This window comes from bacterium, assembly GCA_016716565.1.
In the GTDB taxonomy this organism is placed as follows: Bacteria; Bacteroidota; Ignavibacteria; order Ignavibacteriales; family Ignavibacteriaceae; genus IGN2.
Genome location: JADJWC010000001.1, coordinates 389898 through 411656, shown reverse-complemented (window position 1 = coordinate 411656; position 21759 = coordinate 389898). Strand labels below are relative to the sequence as shown.

14 protein-coding genes are annotated in these 21759 nt (G+C 37.7%); 8 read left to right on the top strand and 6 right to left on the bottom strand.

What is annotated here, in order from left to right:
• Positions 1-5 precede the first annotated feature (5 nt).
• The 5 genes from IPM14_01855 to IPM14_01835 form a co-directional block, all read right to left on the bottom strand.
• Positions 6-1871, bottom strand: coding sequence for a right-handed parallel beta-helix repeat-containing protein (locus IPM14_01855; GenBank protein ID MBK9096868.1), 1866 nt, complete (start codon positions 1869-1871; stop codon positions 6-8).
• Between the two features lie 166 nt (positions 1872-2037).
• A complete protein-coding gene (locus IPM14_01850; protein ID MBK9096867.1) occupies positions 2038-4131 on the bottom strand; it encodes a T9SS type A sorting domain-containing protein in 2094 nt (697 codons plus the stop codon).
• Positions 4132-4341: 210 nt separating this feature from the next.
• Entirely contained in the window at positions 4342-7677 is a 3336-nt protein-coding gene (locus IPM14_01845; protein MBK9096866.1) for a T9SS type A sorting domain-containing protein, read from the bottom strand.
• Positions 7678-8155: 478 nt separating this feature from the next.
• The gene (locus tag IPM14_01840; protein MBK9096865.1) at positions 8156-11152 is read right to left on the bottom strand and encodes a T9SS type A sorting domain-containing protein; all 2997 of its coding nucleotides are present in this window, start codon (positions 11150-11152) and stop codon (positions 8156-8158) included.
• A gap of 340 nt (positions 11153-11492) precedes the next feature.
• Positions 11493-13295 (bottom strand): C69 family dipeptidase, encoded by a 1803-nt coding sequence (locus IPM14_01835; GenBank protein ID MBK9096864.1) that lies wholly within the window; start codon positions 13293-13295, stop codon positions 11493-11495.
• A gap of 200 nt (positions 13296-13495) precedes the next feature.
• Between IPM14_01835 and IPM14_01830 the strand changes: the two genes are divergently transcribed.
• The 3 genes from IPM14_01830 (at position 13496) to IPM14_01820 (ending at position 17106) form a co-directional block, all read left to right on the top strand.
• Positions 13496-13927 carry a hypothetical protein gene (locus IPM14_01830; GenBank protein ID MBK9096863.1) on the top strand — a complete coding sequence of 144 codons (432 nt, stop codon included), beginning with the start codon at positions 13496-13498 and terminating at the stop codon, positions 13925-13927.
• A gap of 121 nt (positions 13928-14048) precedes the next feature.
• The gene (ggt, locus tag IPM14_01825) at positions 14049-15770 is read left to right on the top strand and encodes a gamma-glutamyltransferase (protein MBK9096862.1); all 1722 of its coding nucleotides are present in this window, start codon (positions 14049-14051) and stop codon (positions 15768-15770) included.
• A gap of 178 nt (positions 15771-15948) precedes the next feature.
• Positions 15949-17106 carry an AraC family transcriptional regulator gene (locus tag IPM14_01820; protein ID MBK9096861.1) on the top strand — a complete coding sequence of 386 codons (1158 nt, stop codon included), beginning with the start codon at positions 15949-15951 and terminating at the stop codon, positions 17104-17106.
• 135 nt (positions 17107-17241) lie between these two features.
• On the opposite strand, the gene IPM14_01815 is transcribed toward IPM14_01820, so the two are convergent.
• The gene (locus IPM14_01815) at positions 17242-17817 is read right to left on the bottom strand and encodes a hypothetical protein (GenBank protein MBK9096860.1); all 576 of its coding nucleotides are present in this window, start codon (positions 17815-17817) and stop codon (positions 17242-17244) included.
• A 52-nt stretch (positions 17818-17869) separates the two neighbouring features.
• Between IPM14_01815 and IPM14_01810 the strand changes: the two genes are divergently transcribed.
• From IPM14_01810 to IPM14_01790, 5 genes are all read left to right on the top strand, one after another.
• Positions 17870-18016, top strand: coding sequence for a hypothetical protein (locus IPM14_01810; protein MBK9096859.1), 147 nt, complete (start codon positions 17870-17872; stop codon positions 18014-18016).
• Positions 18017-18199: 183 nt separating this feature from the next.
• Positions 18200-18406 (top strand): hypothetical protein, encoded by a 207-nt coding sequence (locus tag IPM14_01805; protein MBK9096858.1) that lies wholly within the window; start codon positions 18200-18202, stop codon positions 18404-18406.
• Positions 18407-18602: 196 nt separating this feature from the next.
• Positions 18603-19529, top strand: a complete 927-nt coding sequence (locus IPM14_01800; protein MBK9096857.1) for an aspartyl protease family protein — start codon at positions 18603-18605, stop codon at positions 19527-19529.
• Between the two features lie 96 nt (positions 19530-19625).
• Positions 19626-21125, top strand: a complete 1500-nt coding sequence (locus tag IPM14_01795) for an SUMF1/EgtB/PvdO family nonheme iron enzyme (GenBank protein ID MBK9096856.1) — start codon at positions 19626-19628, stop codon at positions 21123-21125.
• Between the two features lie 81 nt (positions 21126-21206).
• Entirely contained in the window at positions 21207-21644 is a 438-nt protein-coding gene (locus IPM14_01790) for a T9SS type A sorting domain-containing protein (GenBank protein ID MBK9096855.1), read from the top strand.
• The last annotated feature ends 115 nt before the right edge of the window (positions 21645-21759 follow it).

Sequence of the window (21759 nt, the reverse complement as noted above, 5' to 3'; positions counted from 1 at the left end):
AAAACTTACTTTAACAATAGCATTTTCTTAACTGCAACGTGTTCACTTGCCAGCAATTGATACAGATATACTCCACTTGCAAGATTTAACGCATCTCCGCCGGAGGCGGATCCGCCTTTGGCGGAAAAGTTTACTTCGTGATATCCTGATTCCATTTCTTTATCAACTAAAGTTTCAACCAACTGACCGAGTGAGTTGTAAACATTTATTTTTACCCTGCTGTCAACCGGCAAAGCGAACTTTATTGTTGTTGTTGGATTGAACGGGTTGGGATAATTCTGATACAAAGCAAAATCTTTTGGTCCGGCCACATCAATTTCTACTTCATTACTGTAAGAAAAACTTCCATCGAAATCTATTTGTTTTAATCTGTAAACATATTTTCCCGGATTTATGATTTTATCTTTGTAGTAATATTCTGTCAACTCGGTTGTTGTTCCTCTTCCTTCAACAAAAGAAATCATTTCCCAACCTCTCCCGGCTTCGCCACCCTCTCCTTGGTAAGGAGAGAGACGGGGTGAGATTCTTTCAACCTCAAATCCACTATTATTTGTTTCCGTTGCTGTACGCCAATTTAAAACAACTTCGTCATTTATGTATTCTGCGGTGAATGAAGTGAGTTCAACAGGAATTGAACTTGAAAACGGAATAAAGATTACTAATCCTAATGTGCTGTCATCTTTAAAATGATATATATGATTTTCTATAGATAATGAATCATAAACTTCCCAATCATTATTCTGTGCGTATACTGTTTCTAGAGTATTATTGTATAGATCGTACACATCTGTCCCCTGAATATTTCCAGAAATTATATTTCTTCCGTCGTCGGTTGTGTCTGTGTTTTCGATGTTGCCAAGATTTACCTGCGGACCCGGCTGTCCCGCAATACCAATCTGTATTGTAATTCCCCACCAGTTTCCGGAAATTTTGTTCCGTGTAATTATCGGTGCGACAACAGCAGTGCCATAAGCATTTATTCCGCTTCCGGAAGTCATTACGTCAGGGTTGATGTTGTTATCATAAATTAAATTGTTGTGGATATAACTCGTGATTGGATTTGAACCTTGCAATGCAATTCCAAAACTGTTGTCGTAAATTTCATTGTGAGCAATTTCAGACGATGATGATGAACCGGAAATCAAAGTTGAGATACTTATTCCGCCGGTTCTGTTGAACATTCCTCCCTGAATTATATTGTAGCGAATGGTCGGTGAGTTGTTGCCCTGTGTTCCAATGGAAATTTGATTTTTGGGACTGGTGTTCTGTGAATTGTTATTTATCAGCTCGTTGTATTCTATCAATGGAGAGCAGCCAGTCGTCATAGTTATTCCGTACTCATAACTTCTTTCAATCCGGTTATTAGTTATAACAGGATGAGAATCGCTGGATAAGTTTGCCCCTCTTCTGCATTTCCAGAGATAAGAATGACTTAAAGTCGGGCTTGCACCAAGACATCTGAGGCCGTAGTAAGCGTATTCAATTCTTGTATAGCTGATAATGCATGCAGAATCAACAGAAGATTCCCTGAAATAAAATCCGTTAAACGAACCACCAAGCGAATCATGAACTGAAGCAGAAAATCGTATCGTGTCCGCTGGTGTGCCAACAGCCAGAAATTTTCCAAAAATTTCAAAACCGGATGCAGATCCCGAAAATGTAACTGCCGAGCCAGGAAGTATATAAATTCTGTCCTGTGCAGATACGGTTACTTTATTATTGATTGCATAGTTAGGGAATGTTCCAGTTACAGTTCCACCGGAATTTGTTACAAGATCATCGAGATTCCAGTTTACACCTGTATTCGGCGTGATGTATTGCGCAAAAAGCTGTGATGATAATAAAATGAATAGTATAATTAATTTTTTCATTTCTGATTCCTCTCGTTTATTAAAATCAAATTGCGCTCAAAATTAATCATAATGGAGATAAGATGTTAAATGATATTCTGTGTGGATTAAAAATGTGTGTTATAATAAAAAATCCCACTCAATGTTCGTTGAGTGGGATGAAAAGTTAGATTTGAAATATTGGACTTTATTTCAACAATAACATCTTCTTTACTGATATATATTCTCCGGCTTGCAGTTGATACAAATAAACTCCGCTTGCCAACCTTGATGCATCAAAGCTTACTTCATGATAACCTGATTGCATTTCTTTGTCTACTAAGGTTTCAACTAACTGTCCGAGAGAGTTGTAAACATTTACCTTCACAGTACTCTCAACCGGCAATGCAAACTTAATTGTTGTTGTCGGGTTGAATGGGTTGGGATAATTCTGATACAGATTAAAATTTTTGGGAGAATTTAACTGAGATTCTAAATCTGGAATAACACTTGTAATCGTACCATACTTACCTATTCCAATTGCAGGTTGAAGTACAAGTTCCGTTATATTATTGGATAAATCAGTGAAAATAAATTTAAGATCAATTGAAGCAGAATCGTAATTTGTATATGGGGCTAAATCAGATTCATATAAATATCCGATTCGTTCATCATAAAGAATATAGTTTAGCGGGATTTTTTGCCAATCATTGGTACCACTTAGCCTAAATAATACCTGTGTTGAATCAACAATGAAACCATTAATTTCAATATCATTCGCAGAAAATGAAAGTTTGCCCAAACTATTTTTTTCAAATCGACGAGAAGGAACGCCCTGTTCATCAATTATGTTCAATGATGAAATAAATGGTGGGGTTTTATCATTGCTTCTTAGGTCAAAATATTGGTTTGATAGTAATTCAGCTGCTTCTCCTGAAATTTTAAAATTGTTATTTGTCGTTTTTAAAATGTATTTATTTGGATTTAGAAAGAGTGGGGGAAAATTCTCAACTATACCTTCTGCAATCAGACTATTCTGGAAATCAAAAAGTTGAAAATAAGAATTATGCAAATCGTCATACCTAGTCTCATTAGTTAAACCGAAATAGCTACTCCCAAAGAAGATTGAATTTTCGGTATTGAATAAAAATGCATCGGTATAAGAGGCTATGTATCCAAGACTAATTTCACTTTTATCCGGATATTTAATGATGTTCGGAGGTGTATTATTTAATCCTGCAATCCAGTATGTAAATGTATAGCCGCTTTCAGTTTGGATTGGATTAGTGGCAAAGATAAAGTTTCTCTGGAGATCCATAGAGAAAAGACCAGTACAAAAACCAGTATGATTGCTATTGAATGGTGTTGAAAATAACTTTCCTTTCCAATCGTTGCCTGCGATTTTTACAGCTCCACCAAAACCAAACAAAGTGTCTCCGCCAAATCTCATGCTATCGAAATGCCCCATATAAATAGAATCTTCCTTACTTGAGCAAAAAACATCAATATCATGTTCAATAAAATCTTCTGGATTGTTTATTAATGTTACCGAATTATTTAATCCCTTTATTAGTTGATGGTTAATTACGTAATTTTTCTTTGTATCTAAAAAATCTGTCCAGGATAGTCCGCATGAAAAATGTACTTCTTCCGAAAAATCTGAACAATATATATTAAAAAAAGTAAATCCCCAGAAAACAAATAGAAAACCAGTTCTTGAAAAATAAATTTCAGTCGGATTGAGATAATATTGCTGGATTACAGGGAGAACATTACCATTTTCATCCAAATTCTCTAATACCACTGCATTTTGAGCCTCGTTGTAATTTATTTCAAGTGTGTCTGTTTGTGTAATTAAAATGTCTTCTTTCATCACAAATATAGTTTGGCTTTGAATTTCGCTATAACTAAAAAACTGGTAGGTTGCTAAAGGTACCGTAAACTCAGCTAATGTTCTGTCCTGGTTCCAAATAACGTCGCTATCACTAATCCAAAAGTTTTCATTAAATAAAACAAAGGCAAAACAATAGTTATCAAATCTTATAAAAAATGTAGCGGAATCTTCTCTTGAATTTTGGCTATCAAATGTGTCGTTCAGGTTGATAGCAGCAAGGTAACCTGGTTTACCTTCTAATTGTTTTATTAAAACTTTTTCCTTAGAAAATAAATTTTGAATAGAACGAGTATTTTCTTTTAACACATTTTTGCTATCATTTTTATGTGTGTAAAAATAATGTGTTGTTTGTGAAAAGGTCAATGAAGAAAAACTGACGAGCAGAAGAAAAAATTTTATCCCTTTCATTTTTTTACCTCTATTATTGATTGATGAAGAAAGGTAAAATTATTTGATGTGCGAACTCCTCTTTTTGTTTAAGAGAAACGTCAGAAAAAATATTTTATCTGTCAAGTCTTATTTTACAGACCAACATTTACAAATTAAAAGGACAAGTCAACGACCTGCCCACAATAATATTACAGTAGCACAGATTATTAATCTGTGCTACCAGATAATTTATTTAATTAGAAGCATTTTCTTTACTGAAACGTATTCTCCTGCCTTTAGCTGATATAAATAAACTCCGCTTGCTAACCTTGATGCGTCGAAGTTAATTTCGTGATAGCCTGACTGCATTTCTTTATCAACTAATGTTTCAACCAACTGACCGAGTGAGTTGTAAACATTTATTTTTACTTTGCTGTCAACAGGTAATGCAAATTTAATTATAGTTGTCGGGTTGAATGGATTCGGATAGTTCTGATACAAAGCAAAATCTTTCGGGCCAGTTACATCAATTTCAACTTCATTGCTGTATGAAACTGTTCCATCAAAATCAATTTGCTTTAACCTGTAAACATATTTTCCCGGAGCTATAATTTTATCTTTGTAACTATATTCTGTTAATTCAGTTGTTGTTCCTCTTCCTTCAACAAAAGAAATCTTTGTCCAATCCATTTGACCTTTGACGTTTGACATTTGACTTCGTTCTACTTCAAATCCACTATTATTCGTTTCAGTCACCGTCTGCCATTTCAATACAACTTCTCCATCAACATTTTCTGCTGTAAAAGAAGAAAGCTCAACGGGAACTATGCTTGTAATCTTCATTGCAATCGGAACGATTATTTCCGGATTAAACGGATCGTTACTTGTGATCACCATATCCATTGAGTAATCACCGCTGTCGAGTCCTTCAGTAATAAAGTTAAGGAGAACAGCTATTGAGTTACCATTGTAAACTGTTCCCTGCATATTTTCTGTAATCAGCCATTCCGGTTCTGCTGAAAACTGGACAGCAAGATTATTTTGTACATAATTTGCATTGTAAGCTACCTGAAGTCCATCGGTTCCAGTTTGGTTTTCAATTCCAACAGTTGCTGAATTAAGTGTTGCGTTCATATTATTATAATAGAACATAATCTTACCATTTGAATGCAGAACAACCTGGAATGTAAGAGAACCTGTTGCTGAATACTTCTGCCAGTTTGTGAACTGGATGACGAATTTATTACCATCCTGCTTATAATGAACGGTTCCCTGAGTTCGTCCATCCAGATCATCCCAGAATGGTGAGATATATTCATTTGGAATCGCACTGTTAGGTATGCTCGCGTTAGTAATAATATTCGTGCTTAATGTGCTGAACATTATTATACCATTTGAGCTGACATAGACTTGCGTTTTTGTATTTCCATAATATTTGAAATCAAATCCCAGCGGGAAAGGACCGGCATACCCTTCATCTTTAGCATCATATGTTCCGGTTGGAACCCAATTAGTAACAAGCGTTCCTGTTGTTGAAATATCATTCCAAACATAATCCGGTCCATTGGGTTCGTTACTGTCTATCCATTCATATCCGAAAAGATCCGGACCGCCGGAACCACGCGAACTTGTTCCGTTATTCAAATCAGGATTCTCTTTTGTTGCGTTCACTGAATTTGATTCATTCAGTTGAATAACTCTTGTGATTATCTGTCCGGGGAAAGTATTATTGGTTAACTCAATCTCGTAATCAAGTGTCGAATTACTGGTTGTTGTGTTAAATATCATCACCGAATCTGTGTGAGATGTATTCGGCATAATAGGACAATACATCGAGTCGGGAGTAACTACAATTTGCGGAGCTCCCCACGTTGTCATCACCGGAACATTTGACATAACGGATTTATTTCCCCAAAGATCAAACGCTTTTATCGCAAAATAGTATTGAGTGCTAAAGTTAAGGTTGCGAAGAACATAACTCTTTGGTGTTCCTGAAGTATCCGGTCCGCCAGCAACCATAACCTGCGGTGCATTTTCAAAATCGTTATTAGTTACAATCGGTGTTGTTGAATAACGCAAATCATAACTGACTATTCCAAGAAATGAAGAATCCAATGGTGCTGTCCAGTTTAAAGTAACAGAATTCGAAGTCGGATCATGTGCTACGAGATCTGTTATTTGTGCAGGTGCAACTGTATCAGGAGTTACGCCCATTGTAAGAAGCATCGTGCAGTCACCAAAAATATTATACTGTTCCATCAGCTTTAGACCTTCGCCGGTGCTTCCGCCCCAAAGATCCATTGCGTGCATTAATCCGTTAAAGCTAACTCCGCCGACTGTTTGTTTCTGTCTTGTTGTCAAAAGCATCATCCCGTGATTCTGCATATCACAAGGAGGAACCCAGCTTGCATTTGTTGAAGAACCATATACTGCAATTGCGCCTCTCGGTGTTGTCATACTTCCTGTTCTTATCCATGCTTCTTCCATACATTCGCTCATAGTAAAATCACCATTCAAACAAGCAACATCGATAATAAAAGGATTTTTATATCCGTTAGAAAGTTGATGAATAGCTGAATTACCAAATCCTGTTGTACTCCACGATGTTCCTGAACCGTGCCCGATATAATTAAGAATACTTCTTCCATCGTTAAGTGCATTTGTGACCTGCGATGATGTTGCGCCCGGATCGTAAATCTGATCAACCTGTGTGAAATACATATTATTAATTAACATATCTCGAAGAAGGTTTGCGCGCTGCCAGTCCGGCGGGCTACCTTCATTGCTTGCAACACCGGTTCCTTTTAGATACCATGCAGCATCGGGACCTGTGTCAGGATATTTTTCATATCTGATCAGCTTCCATAAAACATAATCAAGGTTTGCTGCTGATGTCGGAGATATTCTTGAAATGAATGCATCCGGATAAGCATCACTTCCTGCAAGTTTAACATAACAGGGATCAGAAGGTGCGCCTTCGTATTGTCCGTTTATTGTTGGGATCTGGTTTGCTTCTCCAACGAGGATTATAAAAGTTAATCCTTCGGGTGAGTTATAAAGATTTTGAATATAATTTTTAATCGCTGCTGAACCAGTTCCGGTTTGTGTTGGATATTCTGCCAGTAAAGTTGTAATACCTCTTTCAACTTTCCAGTTGTAAAAAGGAGTCACGTTGCCTGCAAATGCAGTCGGATAAATTATCAGGAGTCTTCCTGTTTCTTCAAGAGGAGTGTAATCAAATTCGCCGAGACCATAATTAATAAATAGCGATTTATAAATATCGTTGAAATCTCTATCGACAGCATCAAGAGGGTTATTCCTGATGAATGGATTTACAGCCTGCAAACTGTAATTATTAAAAACTTCTACAACAATTCGTTTACATATTTTTAGTTTTCTTTCTGCCGGATTGTACTGCATCGGGTTGAACTGAATTGTCTGCCCACGCAAATCCCGAACAATGTAAGGAACATCAAGCTGAATATTCTCTGCAGGATACCAGTTGTTTGTTGTATAAAATTCGCTGAACTCAAACGGTACTGAATCAGGATCGATATTCCTTGTGAAATGTCCTTTCGAAGGCATATGATAGGGAGAGTTTCTATCGTTTCATATTCAGAATCAATAATTGTATAGTTCGTTACCGCAAGATCGGGAATGACAATGCTTCTCCTGTCAGCCGGAAGCTGAGGTAATCCTCTTTCCATCAAAACAATGCTGCCGGGAATCTGATATTGAGAACATTCTGCCCCGTTAACATCAACGATGCGTTCATCATACTGAGTAAGAATGTATTCAACTCTTGTGCTCTGAGAAGTGACACTCAGGATATTAGTTTTTATTCCGCCATCGTTCAACCACTGAGCAAATACGTTCGGTGGAACAACAAGAACAAAGATTAAAGATAAAAGTAAAAAATAATTTTTTGCTTTTTCTCTGCTGAAATATTTCATTTATCTCACCTGGTTTTAATTACTAAAAATTGAACTGCCTTTTTTTACACTACCCATTAGCTGTAACTTGATTCCTAAAGTCCCTCCTTTGGAGGGATTTAGGGAGGCCACTATTTTATTAATATCATCTTCTTAATTGATAAAAAGTTGTTTGATTCCAGTCGATACATATAAACTCCACTCGATAGTTTCGATGCGTCGAAGTTTACTTCGTATCTGCCAGCTTTCTGTTCGGTGTTTACAAGTGTTGTTACTTCCTCACCAAGAAGATTGTAAACTGCCAGCTTAACGAATCCATCTTCAGATAGAGAATACTTTATTGTTGTTGACGGATTGAACGGATTCGGATAGTTCTGTTCGAGAGAATATACCAGAGGTATTTCAACTTCAACATTTACTTCTTCCGAATAAGTAACTGTTCCATCAAAATCAATCTGTTTCAGTCTGTAGGTGTAATTTCCCGCATCAAGTTTTGAATCAACAAATGAATATGATTTCGGTTCAGTTGTTGTTCCGAACCCTGCAACGTATCCGGCATTCTGCCATTCTTTGTCATTTGCAACAGAGCGAAGAATTTCAAATCCCTGATTATTCGTTTCGGTTGCAGTTATCCACTTCAAATGAACTTCATCATTCTCCGATGTTGCAGTAAACGAAGTAAGTTCAACAGGCACGATGTAGCCGAGAGTCAGGTTATCCCAGTAAATGTTATCGTTGTTGAATGAGTTGCCGACAAATTTAATCTCTATCTGTGTGTTCTGTGAACCGGACGCAGGAGTTGTGAATGTTCCTGAGATTACACTTGGTCCAACATTTCCTGTTGCATCAACCTGGCTGTAAAGAGGTGTGGTTGTAGTTCCGCCGTCATAAGTAACAGAAACTGTAACTGTTCCGCTTGGATTTGCGTACCAGTCAAAGTAATAATTGAACGAATATGTTATTTCTTTATTTCCTGGTAATGAGATAACGACAGATCTAATTTTTGTTTCACCGTTGAATGAAGGTGTCCAGCTCATTCTTAGTTCTGGTGGCGATCCTCCTGCACTTGCAGAACTGTTCGCTGACCAGTTAGTTGTACCCAGCGGACCTACAATTGTCCAGTTATTCATATTTGGAAATGGTTCAACCCACTGAAACAAATTCGGATCCTGCATTGTAGTGAATGTCCAGACTTGTCCGGGAACTGTGCAAGTATCGTTCTTACCTTTTACCTGCCAGCCATAAGTTGTACTGTAATCAAGCGGTTCAAATGATGCCAATGATAAAGATGTAATCGGCACCCCGTTATAAACCTGAACAAGATTTCCGGTTTCTCCAAACCAAACTTCAATCTGAGTTGCGCCTGCACCGTTTGTCCAGGTTGCAGTGTTACCGGCAATTGGAATATTAGTAGCTCCGTTTACAGGATTTGGATTAGCCGGTGGATCGATCGGACACGGCGGTCCCATTTCCACAACAGGCATTGATGGATCTCCCATCAGGTTGTACATCTCAACATAACGTAATGTTGTTGTTCCGGTTCCAATTATACCGCCGTAATGATTTACAAGATATATCTTCGCCATATCAAACATTGGTGTAACCCTGGTCAGTCCATCTTCAAACATTGCTTTGATCAATCGTCTTTCAAGAATATCATCTTCATCCCAGTATGAGTTAACAGACGAACCATAAAAAGTTGAGCCGCCATTTGTTGTCCGCAGCCAGGTTTCACCAAAACATTCAGTCAGGTGATATGAACCGGTTACGCACGCAAAAGAATAAACGTACGGATACCATGAGTTTGTTAATGCTCTAACCTGCGGCTGAGTTAAAACAGGTCCATCAGCCCAGGAAGTTTCTGAGCCGTGACCAGAGTAGATAGCAAATATCTGATTATCATTTAAAGCATTTATTAGCTGCTGTGTTGTTGCACCGTAGGTATGAGTGTATAATTTCAGATTTGTATAAAAAGCAGGCTCAAAGTATGTGCTGATAACATAATTGTGTGTTCCTTCGGTTATCTGATAGTTATCCGATGAAGCCATGTAAATATTTTTCTTCAATAACGATCCAATCTGATTTTCCATGAAAACGGATTTATTAATTGCATTCTGAAGCTCCGTTGTGGTTGCAATCGAAAATCTTCCCAGAAAAGCATCTGCGAAATAATCACCACCTTCTAACTGTGCATAATTGACATCTGTTTTGGGAGAGCCTTCACCTGTACCTGTCCATGCGGGAATCTGAGCAACATCACCAACTAATAAAATATATTCTGGCTTAGTTGACGGGTCGTTGTATCTTGCCTGAATAAAGTTCTTTATTGCGGTTGTTGTCGTTCCAGTGATGGTTGTGTTGAACATATCAACCTGAAAACCTTTGCTGACTTTGTGAGTAACAAATTGCTGCATTCCGGCTTCGAATGCAGGATCGGTTATGATCAAATACTTCGAAGCTAACTTTGGCGAACTCCACTCATAGTTCAAAAATACTCTGCTTAAGTACTGATTGAAGACCGGGGATTTATCTGTTACCGGAGAAACCGGATTATTAATTAATATATCAACCGATCCTGTATTGGTTACGTAAAGTATATCCTCGCCTGGATTATATCTAAATGGGAAGATTGTAATCGTAACTCCTTTAACACCCGCGATAATGAAGGGCTCGGAGATTTGAACAAAGGGCTGCTCCAGATTACCCGTTGAGTTATAATAATTAAGATCAATCGTGAACGGTCTTTCATCCAGTGATTTCGATTTTTCCCACGGCATCTGGAACGGATAAATTTTATTTTTTAATGTGCTTTCGGACGAGGTAATATTTTTTAATTCAAATCCCGGCTGATTTTCATTCTGTGCGATGAAAAGATTAAAAGAAATTATCGGCAATGCAGGAAGTCCGACATTCGCAATAACTCCGTACTCCGGGATTGTGAGCTGAAGATATTCTTTCCCTTCTGCAGTAATTTGCTCGAACTGATACCCCGGTAATGTAAAATCTATATGATAGCCTTGCTGTGTTTTTGTAAGGCTAACTCCATCAGGAACAGAAGCCAGAACTATGCTGGAAACTGAGAAGATAAAAATGATGAAAAATACTGGTGTGCTGTATAAGTGTTTCATTGGAACCCCATTGAGAAATGTTTAATAAATAGCAGACACTGATTAACGGACAAATAGGTTAAAAATTTTATTTAACAAACTTAAAGTGAATTAATTTCACATCCCTATCTATCGGGCAACTGTTGCTAAGTGTTAACAGAGTTGCACGCTTTAAAAATATTTTTTCAAAGTTGATGCCGACAGGAAAAATCAGATTTTAACCCATATCTCTTATTATGCAAGGTGATTATGTTGATTCAGAGAATGAAATTCTCAAAATGGGGATATTGAAGGAAGCAGGAAAAAAATTTTTTGCTCGGGATGATTTTTTCTATCACCCCGAACAAATCCAGATCAATTACTAAAAAGTGCTGTTGTGAATCTGGTCTATTGCACCAAGTATAGATTCAATTTTTTCTATCTTTTGTTTTGGATATACCTCATTCGGCTTTATCTCCAGTGCTTTCTGATAAAATGATTTTGCCTCGCTATATTTCTTTTCAACAACAAGCTGATCTGCTTTACTTATATTCTGAGTGTAAGTGAGTTCTGGATCAGTAATGATTTCCTTCATTTTAAACTTATCACCCGATTCTTCAATGATACGTTTTTTAAAGTGATCGGGATAGCCGATGTTTTTTGGCTGAAAGAATTCTGTTTTGGAAATGCCGTCAATATTTTTCTGAAGAAGCTCCTCGCCAAGCTGTTTCCATCGCTCGTATGTTTTTTCTCCGGAAGCAACAGAGTAATTGGTGAGATATTCAATCGCCTCTCCTCTCGAATTCTTCAGCAGAGAAAGAGCGGTTTCATCAACAGTTTTTTGCTGTGCGAGATAATAACCTTCAAGCTCGCCCTGAACTTTCTTTACATCGTCAATAACAACAGAAAATCTGGGATAAGAAAAGTTGGAGACAAAATTAAATACCCAGAACGCTGCGTCCCACGTAAACTTTGAAAGAGAACCAACTCCCTCCGAAAAATTATACGGTATTCTTGTTATTGATGAATACATAGGGGTGTACACAGTAAAGTATGTATCGTCAACACCAAACCATAAAACTCCTCCGACTTCATTTGGCAGATGAGATCTCGCCTGCGATATAAAAGAAAATCCTGTCTGTGGTGTTGAGATGGGTCTTTCATGGAAATATTCTTCTTCTGCATACTTCCACGTTAGCGGACGCCACCTGTAAGGCATTTCGTAGGGTCCGGCAGCAACACCAACTGTCATGTCAAGCTCTGTTCCTTGGTAATGGTCACGCATTAAATACATAACATCGTGAACTGATAATTTTTTTTCTGGCTTTATATAAAGCGGCATTCTTTCAAGAGATTCTCCTTTTATATATGAAGCATATTTATCCATATCAGCATTACATCTTCTGAACAAAGACCACACACGTGCATCGCAGAATCTTATTGCTCCGAAATCTAGCGGAGCGTAAGCATCTGAAAAATTAAACTCCGAATCTTCACCATTGAAGTAGCCTTTCTCTCTTGCAAAAGAAATTACATCAGGTGAATAAATACAGTTCTCCGGATCGTTCAAAGGAAAAGTTGTAATACGGGACTGGTTTGCGTGTCCCGATACATATCCATCCGGAATTTTAACCGCTACCCAAACTGTCCCTGTGTTGCCTTCGCCTTTGCCAATCATTTCAAGTATCCATGCTTCGTTTGCATCACCAATTGAAAAAGATTCGCCTGAACTGTGATAGCCATATTCGTTGACTAGATCAGTCATTATTTTGATTGCTTCGCGAGCGGATTTTGATCTTTGAAGAGCGATATACATCAAACTGCCGTAGTCAATTAATCCTTTCGGATCAACAAGCTCTTCTCTTCCGCCGAAACTTGTTTCACCAATTACTACCTGGTGCTCATTCATATTGCCGACAACATTGTATGTGACTTCTGCCTGCGGAATTCTTCCAAGATATTTGCCGGAATCCCATTCATAAATTTCCAGCCAGGCTCCGTTATTATAAACTGCGGCAGGAAAATGATAAAGCTCTCCGTAGAATCCATATGAGTCGGCAGTGTACGAAATCATAACTGAACCATCAGCACTTGCACCTTTGGTTACAATAAAGTTTGTGCAGGCAAAATTGCTCTGATAGTTAGCTGCAAATATTATTATTGTGAAAATTAGTTTGTTTATCATAGCTCAACCTGTTAATATTTTTAGAAATGTTGGTGTGAAGATAGCAAAAACCGATTCATCAGGGTAGGAAAATCAAACAGAATTCACTGCGGATTTTTAATAATGCCAAATATTTGCTGGTTGTTAATTATTCTTGTATTATTTCGGTGTCCATTTAATTAACTACATTCAATAACACATTACTTCTATCAGGAGGCATAATGTCTAAGCTATCTTTGGCGGCTTTTCTTTTCACTATTCTATTCTTTTTTACTACATCTTCTTTTGCACAGGATGGAAATGATTTCCATGTTGTTCACGTGCAGACTTTCAAAATGCACGGCGTGATGGGTGATGATGCTGAAGCTTTCAGCGAAACTTTAAAGCGACAGGCTGGTGTCATTAATTCAGATTCACGCGTACTTCGTTCCTACGTGCTAAGACATTACTGGGGTGCAGACAGCCGTGATCTCGTACTAATAGCAGAGTTTGAATCGGAGGAAAATCTCTTCTCATTCTTTAATGATCTTGATTCAATTTTCGAAAAAGCTTTTTCAAAAGAACAACTGGATGCAGATAATGCACTGTGGAATAAATACGTCGGACAGCATTCTGACGAAATTTACAGAGTTGTATCAGATACAAGAAAATAGTCCTGCTATAAATTAATTGCCCAAGTGCTGCGAATTAATTTCCGCAGCACTTTTTAATTTTAAAATGATTTTGTCCGTAACTAAGTTTGAATTATTATAAAGAATAGCTCTGATAATTAACCTGACAAATGTGAAAAAACTATTTATTGTTCTTCTCCCGTTAATTTATTTGTTCCTGCTAACAGCTTGTTCCGAAAAACCACAACCGATATCTGCTGAAAATGGAATGGTGGTTACAACAAGTTCGTATGCTTCAAAAGTCGGTGTTGAAATTCTGAAGAAAGGCGGTAATGCAATTGATGCGGCTGTTGCTATTGGATTTGCACTTGCTGTTACATATCCTTCAGCCGGAAATCTTGGCGGCGGCGGTTTTATGGTTATTCATCTTGCTGATGGAAACAATATAACTATCGACTATCGTGAAAAAGCTCCGCTCTCTGCTCACAGAGAGATGTACTTAAATGAAAGCGGAGAATTTGTTTCTGAACTTAGTATGTACGGTGCGACATCAGCTGGTGTTCCGGGAAGCGTCGCGGGATTAATTTATGTATTAGAGATATATGGAACGATGACGTTAGCAGACGTAATCCAGCCTGCAATTGAACTTGCAAAGAATGGATTCCGACTTGAAAAAAGAGACTCTATTTATTTCAGCAATACAATACCATTGTTCTCACAGTATCCATCATCAATGAAAATATTTACAAAAGATGGAGTGCCATACTCAACGGGAGAATTATTTATCCAACTTGATCTTGCTAAAACACTTGAACAGATAAAAGAAAAAGGCAGAGAAGGATTTTACAAAGGCAAAGTGGCTGAACTTCTTGTTAATCAGGTAAGATCGCTCGGCGGATATATTACTCTTGAAGATCTTGAAAAATATCAGCCAATTGAAAGAGAACCGATACTTGGAAATTACCGCGGATATGAAATTGTTTCAATGCCACCGCCAAGCTCCGGTGGAATTGCGCTTGTGCAGATGCTAAACATTTTAGAAAATTATAATTTATCGGAAGAAAATTGGGGAAGCGCTCATTACATTCATCACATCGTTGAAGCTATGAAGTATGCCTATGCTGATCGGACCAACCATCTCGGAGATGCAGACTTTTATCCCGTTCCAACTGACCAGCTTGTTTCAAAAGAATATGCAAAAACAATTTTTGATAGAATCGAAAAAGAAAAAAACAAAGCTGTCCCTTCTTCAGAAATAAAAAGTCTGGATGCTGAACAGGTTTACGAAAGTACAGAAACAACCCACTACTCAGTTTATGACTCGTATGGAAATGCGGTGAGCACAACCACAACCATTAATTCTTCTTTCGGCTCGGGGATTGTTGTTGAAGGTGCCGGCTTTCTGCTTAATAATGAAATGGATGATTTCAGCGGAAAGCCCGGTGTAATGAATCAGTTCGGATTACTTGGAACAGAAGCAAACTCTATTCAACCAGAAAAGAGAATGCTCAGCTCGATGACACCAACGATTATTCTCAAAAATGATGAGCCTTACATTGTCATCGGTTCGCCGGGAGGCTCGCAGATTATAACAACTGTTCTGCAAGTAGTTTTAAACTGCATTGATTTCAGTATGAACATCCGCGAAGCAATCGAAGCACCGAGAATACATCATCAATGGATGCCCGATTCAATATTCTATGAGAAAGACACTTTAAGTCCCGATGTACGAAAAAAACTGACGGATATGGGCTATCACTTCTGGGATGATAGTTACGAAACAAGATTAATCGGAATCGCCGAGGGAATAATGATTGATCATGAAAACGAAATCATATACGGTGCTTCTGATCCTCGCGGTGGCGGACTTGCTGCAGGTTACTAGATGCTGGATACAGGATTCCAGATACCGGATTTTGACTTAGTAAATCTAAAATCGTTAATCATCAATCAGATTAAGATTGAATATTCAATTTCGAATCTCGAAATTATTACCAACCATTTCAAATCCACTCGCTTGAGTAAGAGAAATCACATAGCTAAGTTTGTCTGAGTAATTCAAAATGCTTCAACTAAAACAAATAATTACTTACATCTTTATTATTGGTGCTGCGCAAGCTGTGCAGCTTTCTATTGTACTGTTTCGTAAAAAAGAGAACCGGCTCGCAAACAAAGTTCTTTCAATTACAATGTTCCTGTTTGCAATAGACCTGGTTGCGGGTGCATTGTTTATCACGGGCGATATTTTAAAGGCACCACAGCTGATGGCTGTGAACAGCACTTTCCCTTATCTCTACGGGCCAAACATTTTTATTTATGTTTTATTACTAACAAAGAATGAGAAAGTTTTTAAGCCGGTTTATTTACTCAACTATATTCCATTTGTTCTTGTACATATTTACGGCTTGATCTTTTTTTATTTCAAGTCCCAATCATTCTATGAAAATCTTCTTATGCCCGGCGCTGAAGTTCCCTGGCATTTTGCTTTGGCTGGACAATTAATTCCTGTTTCGGGTGTCATTTATACTTATCTCACTGTAAGAGAAGCAATCAAATACAACAGCAGAATTAAAGAATCTTTTTCGAACATTGATAAAATTAATCTGCGCTGGCTTATGTATTTTGTGATCGGCTCAGCAGCAATCTGGTTCATTGTTCTTTTAACTTATGCGACAGACATTGTTTATGGAGAGGATATTAAAGCTAATGTTTTGATTTACATCGGTATGTCTGTGTTTGTGTTCCTTATTGGTTACAGGAGTCTCCGCCAGCCCGAAGTTGTTTTGATAGAAACAGATGCAAAGGCATCAAGTGAAGTCACAGAAAAAAGTACATCTTATAAAAAATCAGGATTAACAAACGAATTTGCTTTGGAGGCTATTGAAAAACTTCAGAATATAATGCAAACCGAAAAGCCCTATCTAAAAAATGATTTGAATCTTTCCGAGCTTGCTTCGATGCTAAAAATTTCGACTCATAATCTCTCGGAAATCATTAATACAAAACTCAACAAAAATTTTTATGACTTTGTAAATGGTTATCGTGTTGAAGAAGTGAAAGGGTTAATTGAGAAAGATGTGGAGAATAAATTCAGCATACTTGCTCTCGGTTTTGAAGCCGGCTTTAGTTCAAAAACAGCTTTCTACTCTGCATTTAAAAAAGCAACGGGGATCACCCCCGCACAATACAGAAGCAATGCCCGTAAAGAAAAGGTTGCATGAGATTTTTTCTTCTTTATCCTTAGCTAGTGTAGAGACGGGTCGGTGACCCGTCTCATATTCTTTTGAAATGTCCCACAAGGACGTCTCTATATCTTTAATGATCACATTAACGTGAGAATGATTCTCTACAATTACTTAAAACCCAAACTTAAAATCAAGACTCGACGACCATCCACTGAAACTTGCATCCGATAAGTCGGCGTATTTAACACCTGCAGCAATACGGTATCCACCGGACAAACCAAGCCCGAACCAATCTATGATACGATAATTAATCGAAGCACCCGGTTCCATCATAAAGAAATAATCGTGACCGCCAAGATTTTCATAATCAGTTCGTCCCGCACCGATCATCATCATTCCTGTTAAAAAAAACCTGTCCGATAAATCATATTTGTACATTACTTCTGCACCGCCATAACCAAAGTGAAGTTCATCTTGGCCTTCCTGATTGATGTATGAACCGCCTAATTTGTCTGGAATTAATCCATGGCCGACTAACCCGATGCTTACACTATTATTAATATTATATCCGGCTCTCATTCCGCCGAAAAGCCCCCAGCCGCCATTTAAGGTAGCTGTTTTAGCAATCAGATCAGCGTAAAAATGGTTAAAGCTATTATTTCCTTGCGGTGTGAAGGAAATATCCTGTGCTGATAATTGAACAGAGATAAATGTGACAAATACCGCAAATACAAAATTTCTAAACATTGTGTGTCTCCTTTTTTTAATTAAAAATTACAAGGCAAAAGTATCTTGTATTATGGGCCAAATCGTTCTTATCGATGGGGTAGAACCGCAGAAAGGTTCGTTCAATCGGGAAGAGTTGAGATTTGTGATTGCGAGCATACTGCTACTTACAGAAAAGCAATCTCAGATTCTGGATGCTGCCCGGCTCAGCATTGTCTGAAAGACGAAGCCAGGGATACCGGATACCCGATTCCAAATTTTTAATTGCCAAACACTAATTGTTGTTCAGAATCCTGCCTGCCATATAATATTTCTACCGTGCAAAATATTAAAGAAGTGCTTGCGCTAAATCACATTATATTTTTATATGAATTAAAAAAACATAAATCTCAGGAGGAGTGAAATGGAAGCGAAAGATTACGTGGGCTTAACCCTTTATGCAGTTTGTACAGTTGCTGCTTTTATTGTCGGGATCGCGACCAATAATAAAATTGTAATTATCGCCGGCTACATTTTCATCGTTATGACTCAGATAGCCTATCTTATCGCATACACAAAAACAATTAAAAAAGAAGTAGATGGCATCAAAGAATTGCTGACCAGAAAATGACCATTTTTATTAAAGATGACAAGAAGAAACTGGCGGTCTTCTTCGCTTTTATTTCTAATAACCGATTTGTCTTTATTACAAATCGAGGTGGGTGCCGAAGGATTAATGAGCGAAATATATTTCTATCAATTAAAAACTAAGAACTATCTGGAAACCAAAAAATGCTTTTAATAAAATAATTTGAGGTGGAAATAAATTGAAAACACTATCTCTTAAAAAAGCGGTCTGTTACTTTATAATAATTTTACTTTTCCTTTCTTGTGCAGATATCTTATCACAAACAATTCCGATAAAGCTTGAACGAAATAAAACAATACTTCCGGTAACCATTGAGGGCATCGGTCCGTTAAATATACTATTTGACTCTGGAATGTCGTTCGACGGTCTGATGATTTATAATCCTGATCTTAGGGATTCAATTAAATTGAGGAAGATGATAGAAGTCAAAATGCCCGGTGCTGGCGGTGGCGAACCATCAACAGCATTAATGGATGATTCCGCAAGTTTTTTCGTTGGTGATCTTGAATTCAAAAATCAAAAAGTTATCGTTCTGCAAAATGATATTTACAAAGGATTCCCAACTGATGGCATAATTGGTTATTCAATATTAGGTCACTATGCAACAGAGCTTGATTTTGATAAAAACATAATGATTCTTCATGATTCAAAAAAAATAAACCCGGATAACAGCTGGGAAAGAATCCCTCTGTATTTCAAAAACAATACTATCCCATGGATAGATATTTCAATATCTGTAAAAGGTGAAGACCCAATTAAACTTTCGACCTATATTGACTGTGCAGCTGGCGATGCAATTTTATTGCTCAAAAGACAGGAAATGAAATTCACTCTGCCGGATAATTTAGAACCTGTTCATCTGGGTCGCGGTTTAAGCGGTGACATTTATGGTGAAAAAGGAAGTATATCAAAATTAATTATCGGTTCATATGAATTGGATGAAGTCACTGCAATGGTAGCTCCGGCTGAAATTCGCTCAAAGCAAAAAGGTGCTGATGCAATTATTGGCAACGATGCATTAAGAAGATTTAACCTGATTTTTAATTACGAAAATAAGACGCTCTATGTTAAGCCGAATAAATATTTCAAGGAAAAGTTCAAATAGAGAAGATTCTCAAATTATTAATTAATTCATTATGCAAAATCAGCATAGAATAAATTGATAAATAAAAAACAAATTGAAAGGGGCACAAATATTAATATGAATATAAAATACAATATTAAAGTGTTATGTCTGTTCTGCACGTTTTTGTTTTCCGGCTTGACTTCATTTGCCAACAATATAACTGTGACCAACGTTAGCCTTGTCGATCAGAATACATCAGAACATTATATCATGGTAAAGTTTGATATCAGCTGGGAAAACTCATGGAGAACATCGGCATCGCCAAATAATTGGGATGCTGCATGGGTTTTTATAAAATACCGGATAGTAACTGGTGCCTGGAAACAAACTTGGCTCAATAATGTTGGGCACGTCAATCCAGGGGGATGTACGATATCTACTGGCTTGCTCAAACCTGATTCAGCATTTAACCAAAATACTAACCCGGGACTTGGAGCATTTATCTATCGTAATGCAGACGGCGCAGGTTTATTTTCAGCTACAGATTTGCAACTGCGCTGGAATTACGGCGCAAACGGATTAACTGAAAATGATATTGTTGATATTAGAGTGCATGCCATTGAGATGGTTTATGTACCTGAGGGAAATTTTTATATCGGCAGCGGCGGTAATGAAACCAGTGCGTTTTACAAATACCCTGTTACAAATGATCCATACTTAATAACCAGCGAAGCTGAAATAATTATAGGAACTGCAAACGATAACCTCTACTATTCAAATTCAACTTACGGGGGTGACAGACTTGGACCTATTCCGGCAGATTTTCCAAAAGGTTATCGTGCATTCTATTGTATGAAGTATGAAATAAGCCAACAAGGATATGTAGATTTTTTAAATAGTCTTACGTCGCCTCAGGCTTCCCAACATTTTCAAAATTTTGGTTCATCAAACAGGTATGGTATTTCGGTATCAAGTGGAGTTTACAGCACCACGAATCCTTTTGTTGCTTGCAGCTACATAAATTGGTCTGATCTGGTCGCATATCTTGATTGGAGTGGATTACGCCCGCTCACAGAATTGGAATTTGAGAAATCCTGCCGGGGAACTTTGACGCCTGTACCCAACGAATATGCATGGGGTACAACAGGAATAACAACTAATCCATACACTCTAATTAATAGCGGCGCATACAACGAAAATATCTCGACTAACTATAGCACAACACAAGGAAATGCTGCGTATAGTTTAACTACACCTACTAGTGGAAACATCAATGGGCCGCTGCGCACAGGTATTTTTGCTGGCAACGCAAGTAACCTTGATCGGGTAACGGCGGGTTCAACTATTTACGGTATCATGGAAATGAGCGGCAATTTGCTTGAACATTTTGTAACTGTGGGTAATCCTACAGGCAGATTGTTTACGGGTGAACATGGAAATGGTGAACTCAGCACTTCGGGATACGCAGATGTAGTTAACTGGCCGCCTGCTTCTTCACTTGGTGCTGGTTTCCGGGGAGGATATTGGTTCTATTATGCATGGTATTTACGAGTTTCCGAAAGAAGTGGTGCCGCAGGAACTGATGCTTATCGTTACAACTCGGATGGCGGTCGCGGCGGACGTACAGCTCCATAACAGTGATTTGTATAAGGTGTGCTCATCTTAAACAATAAAAAGATTAATAAAATTTTATTAACTGATGAAAAGAGAAGTGAAATGAGATCAACTAAAATTTATTTGGTATTATTACTCATAGTTCCATGTTTAGTCCAGGCTCAATATCTGGGTGGGAATGGCAGAGGTGATGCATCGATTACTTTAACCAATGTCCCGCTTCCAGTAGACGAAAACCCGTATTACTCACCAGCTAAATTTGAGCTTACGCAGAATTATCCGAACCCGTTTAATCCAAATACGGTAATCGGTTATCAGTTATCTGTGATCAGTAATGTAACACTGAAAGTTTCTGATATTTTGGGAAATGAAATCGCAACATTAGTTGACGAAATAAAACCAGCTGGAACTTATGAAGCTACTTTTGATGCTTCGGGATTGCCAAGCGGAGTATATCTCTACAGACTTCAAGCAAGAAATTCTTCGACAAGTTCGGGGCAAAGTTTTGTTGAAACCAGGAAGATGCTGCTGATGAAATAGCATCCAATAATAATAATTTAACGGAGGTTTGTAATGATATACAGAATACTTTTCTATTTTACATTTGGATTTTATTGTTTCCGTATCTCCATTTTTGCTCAGTATCAAAATGTTA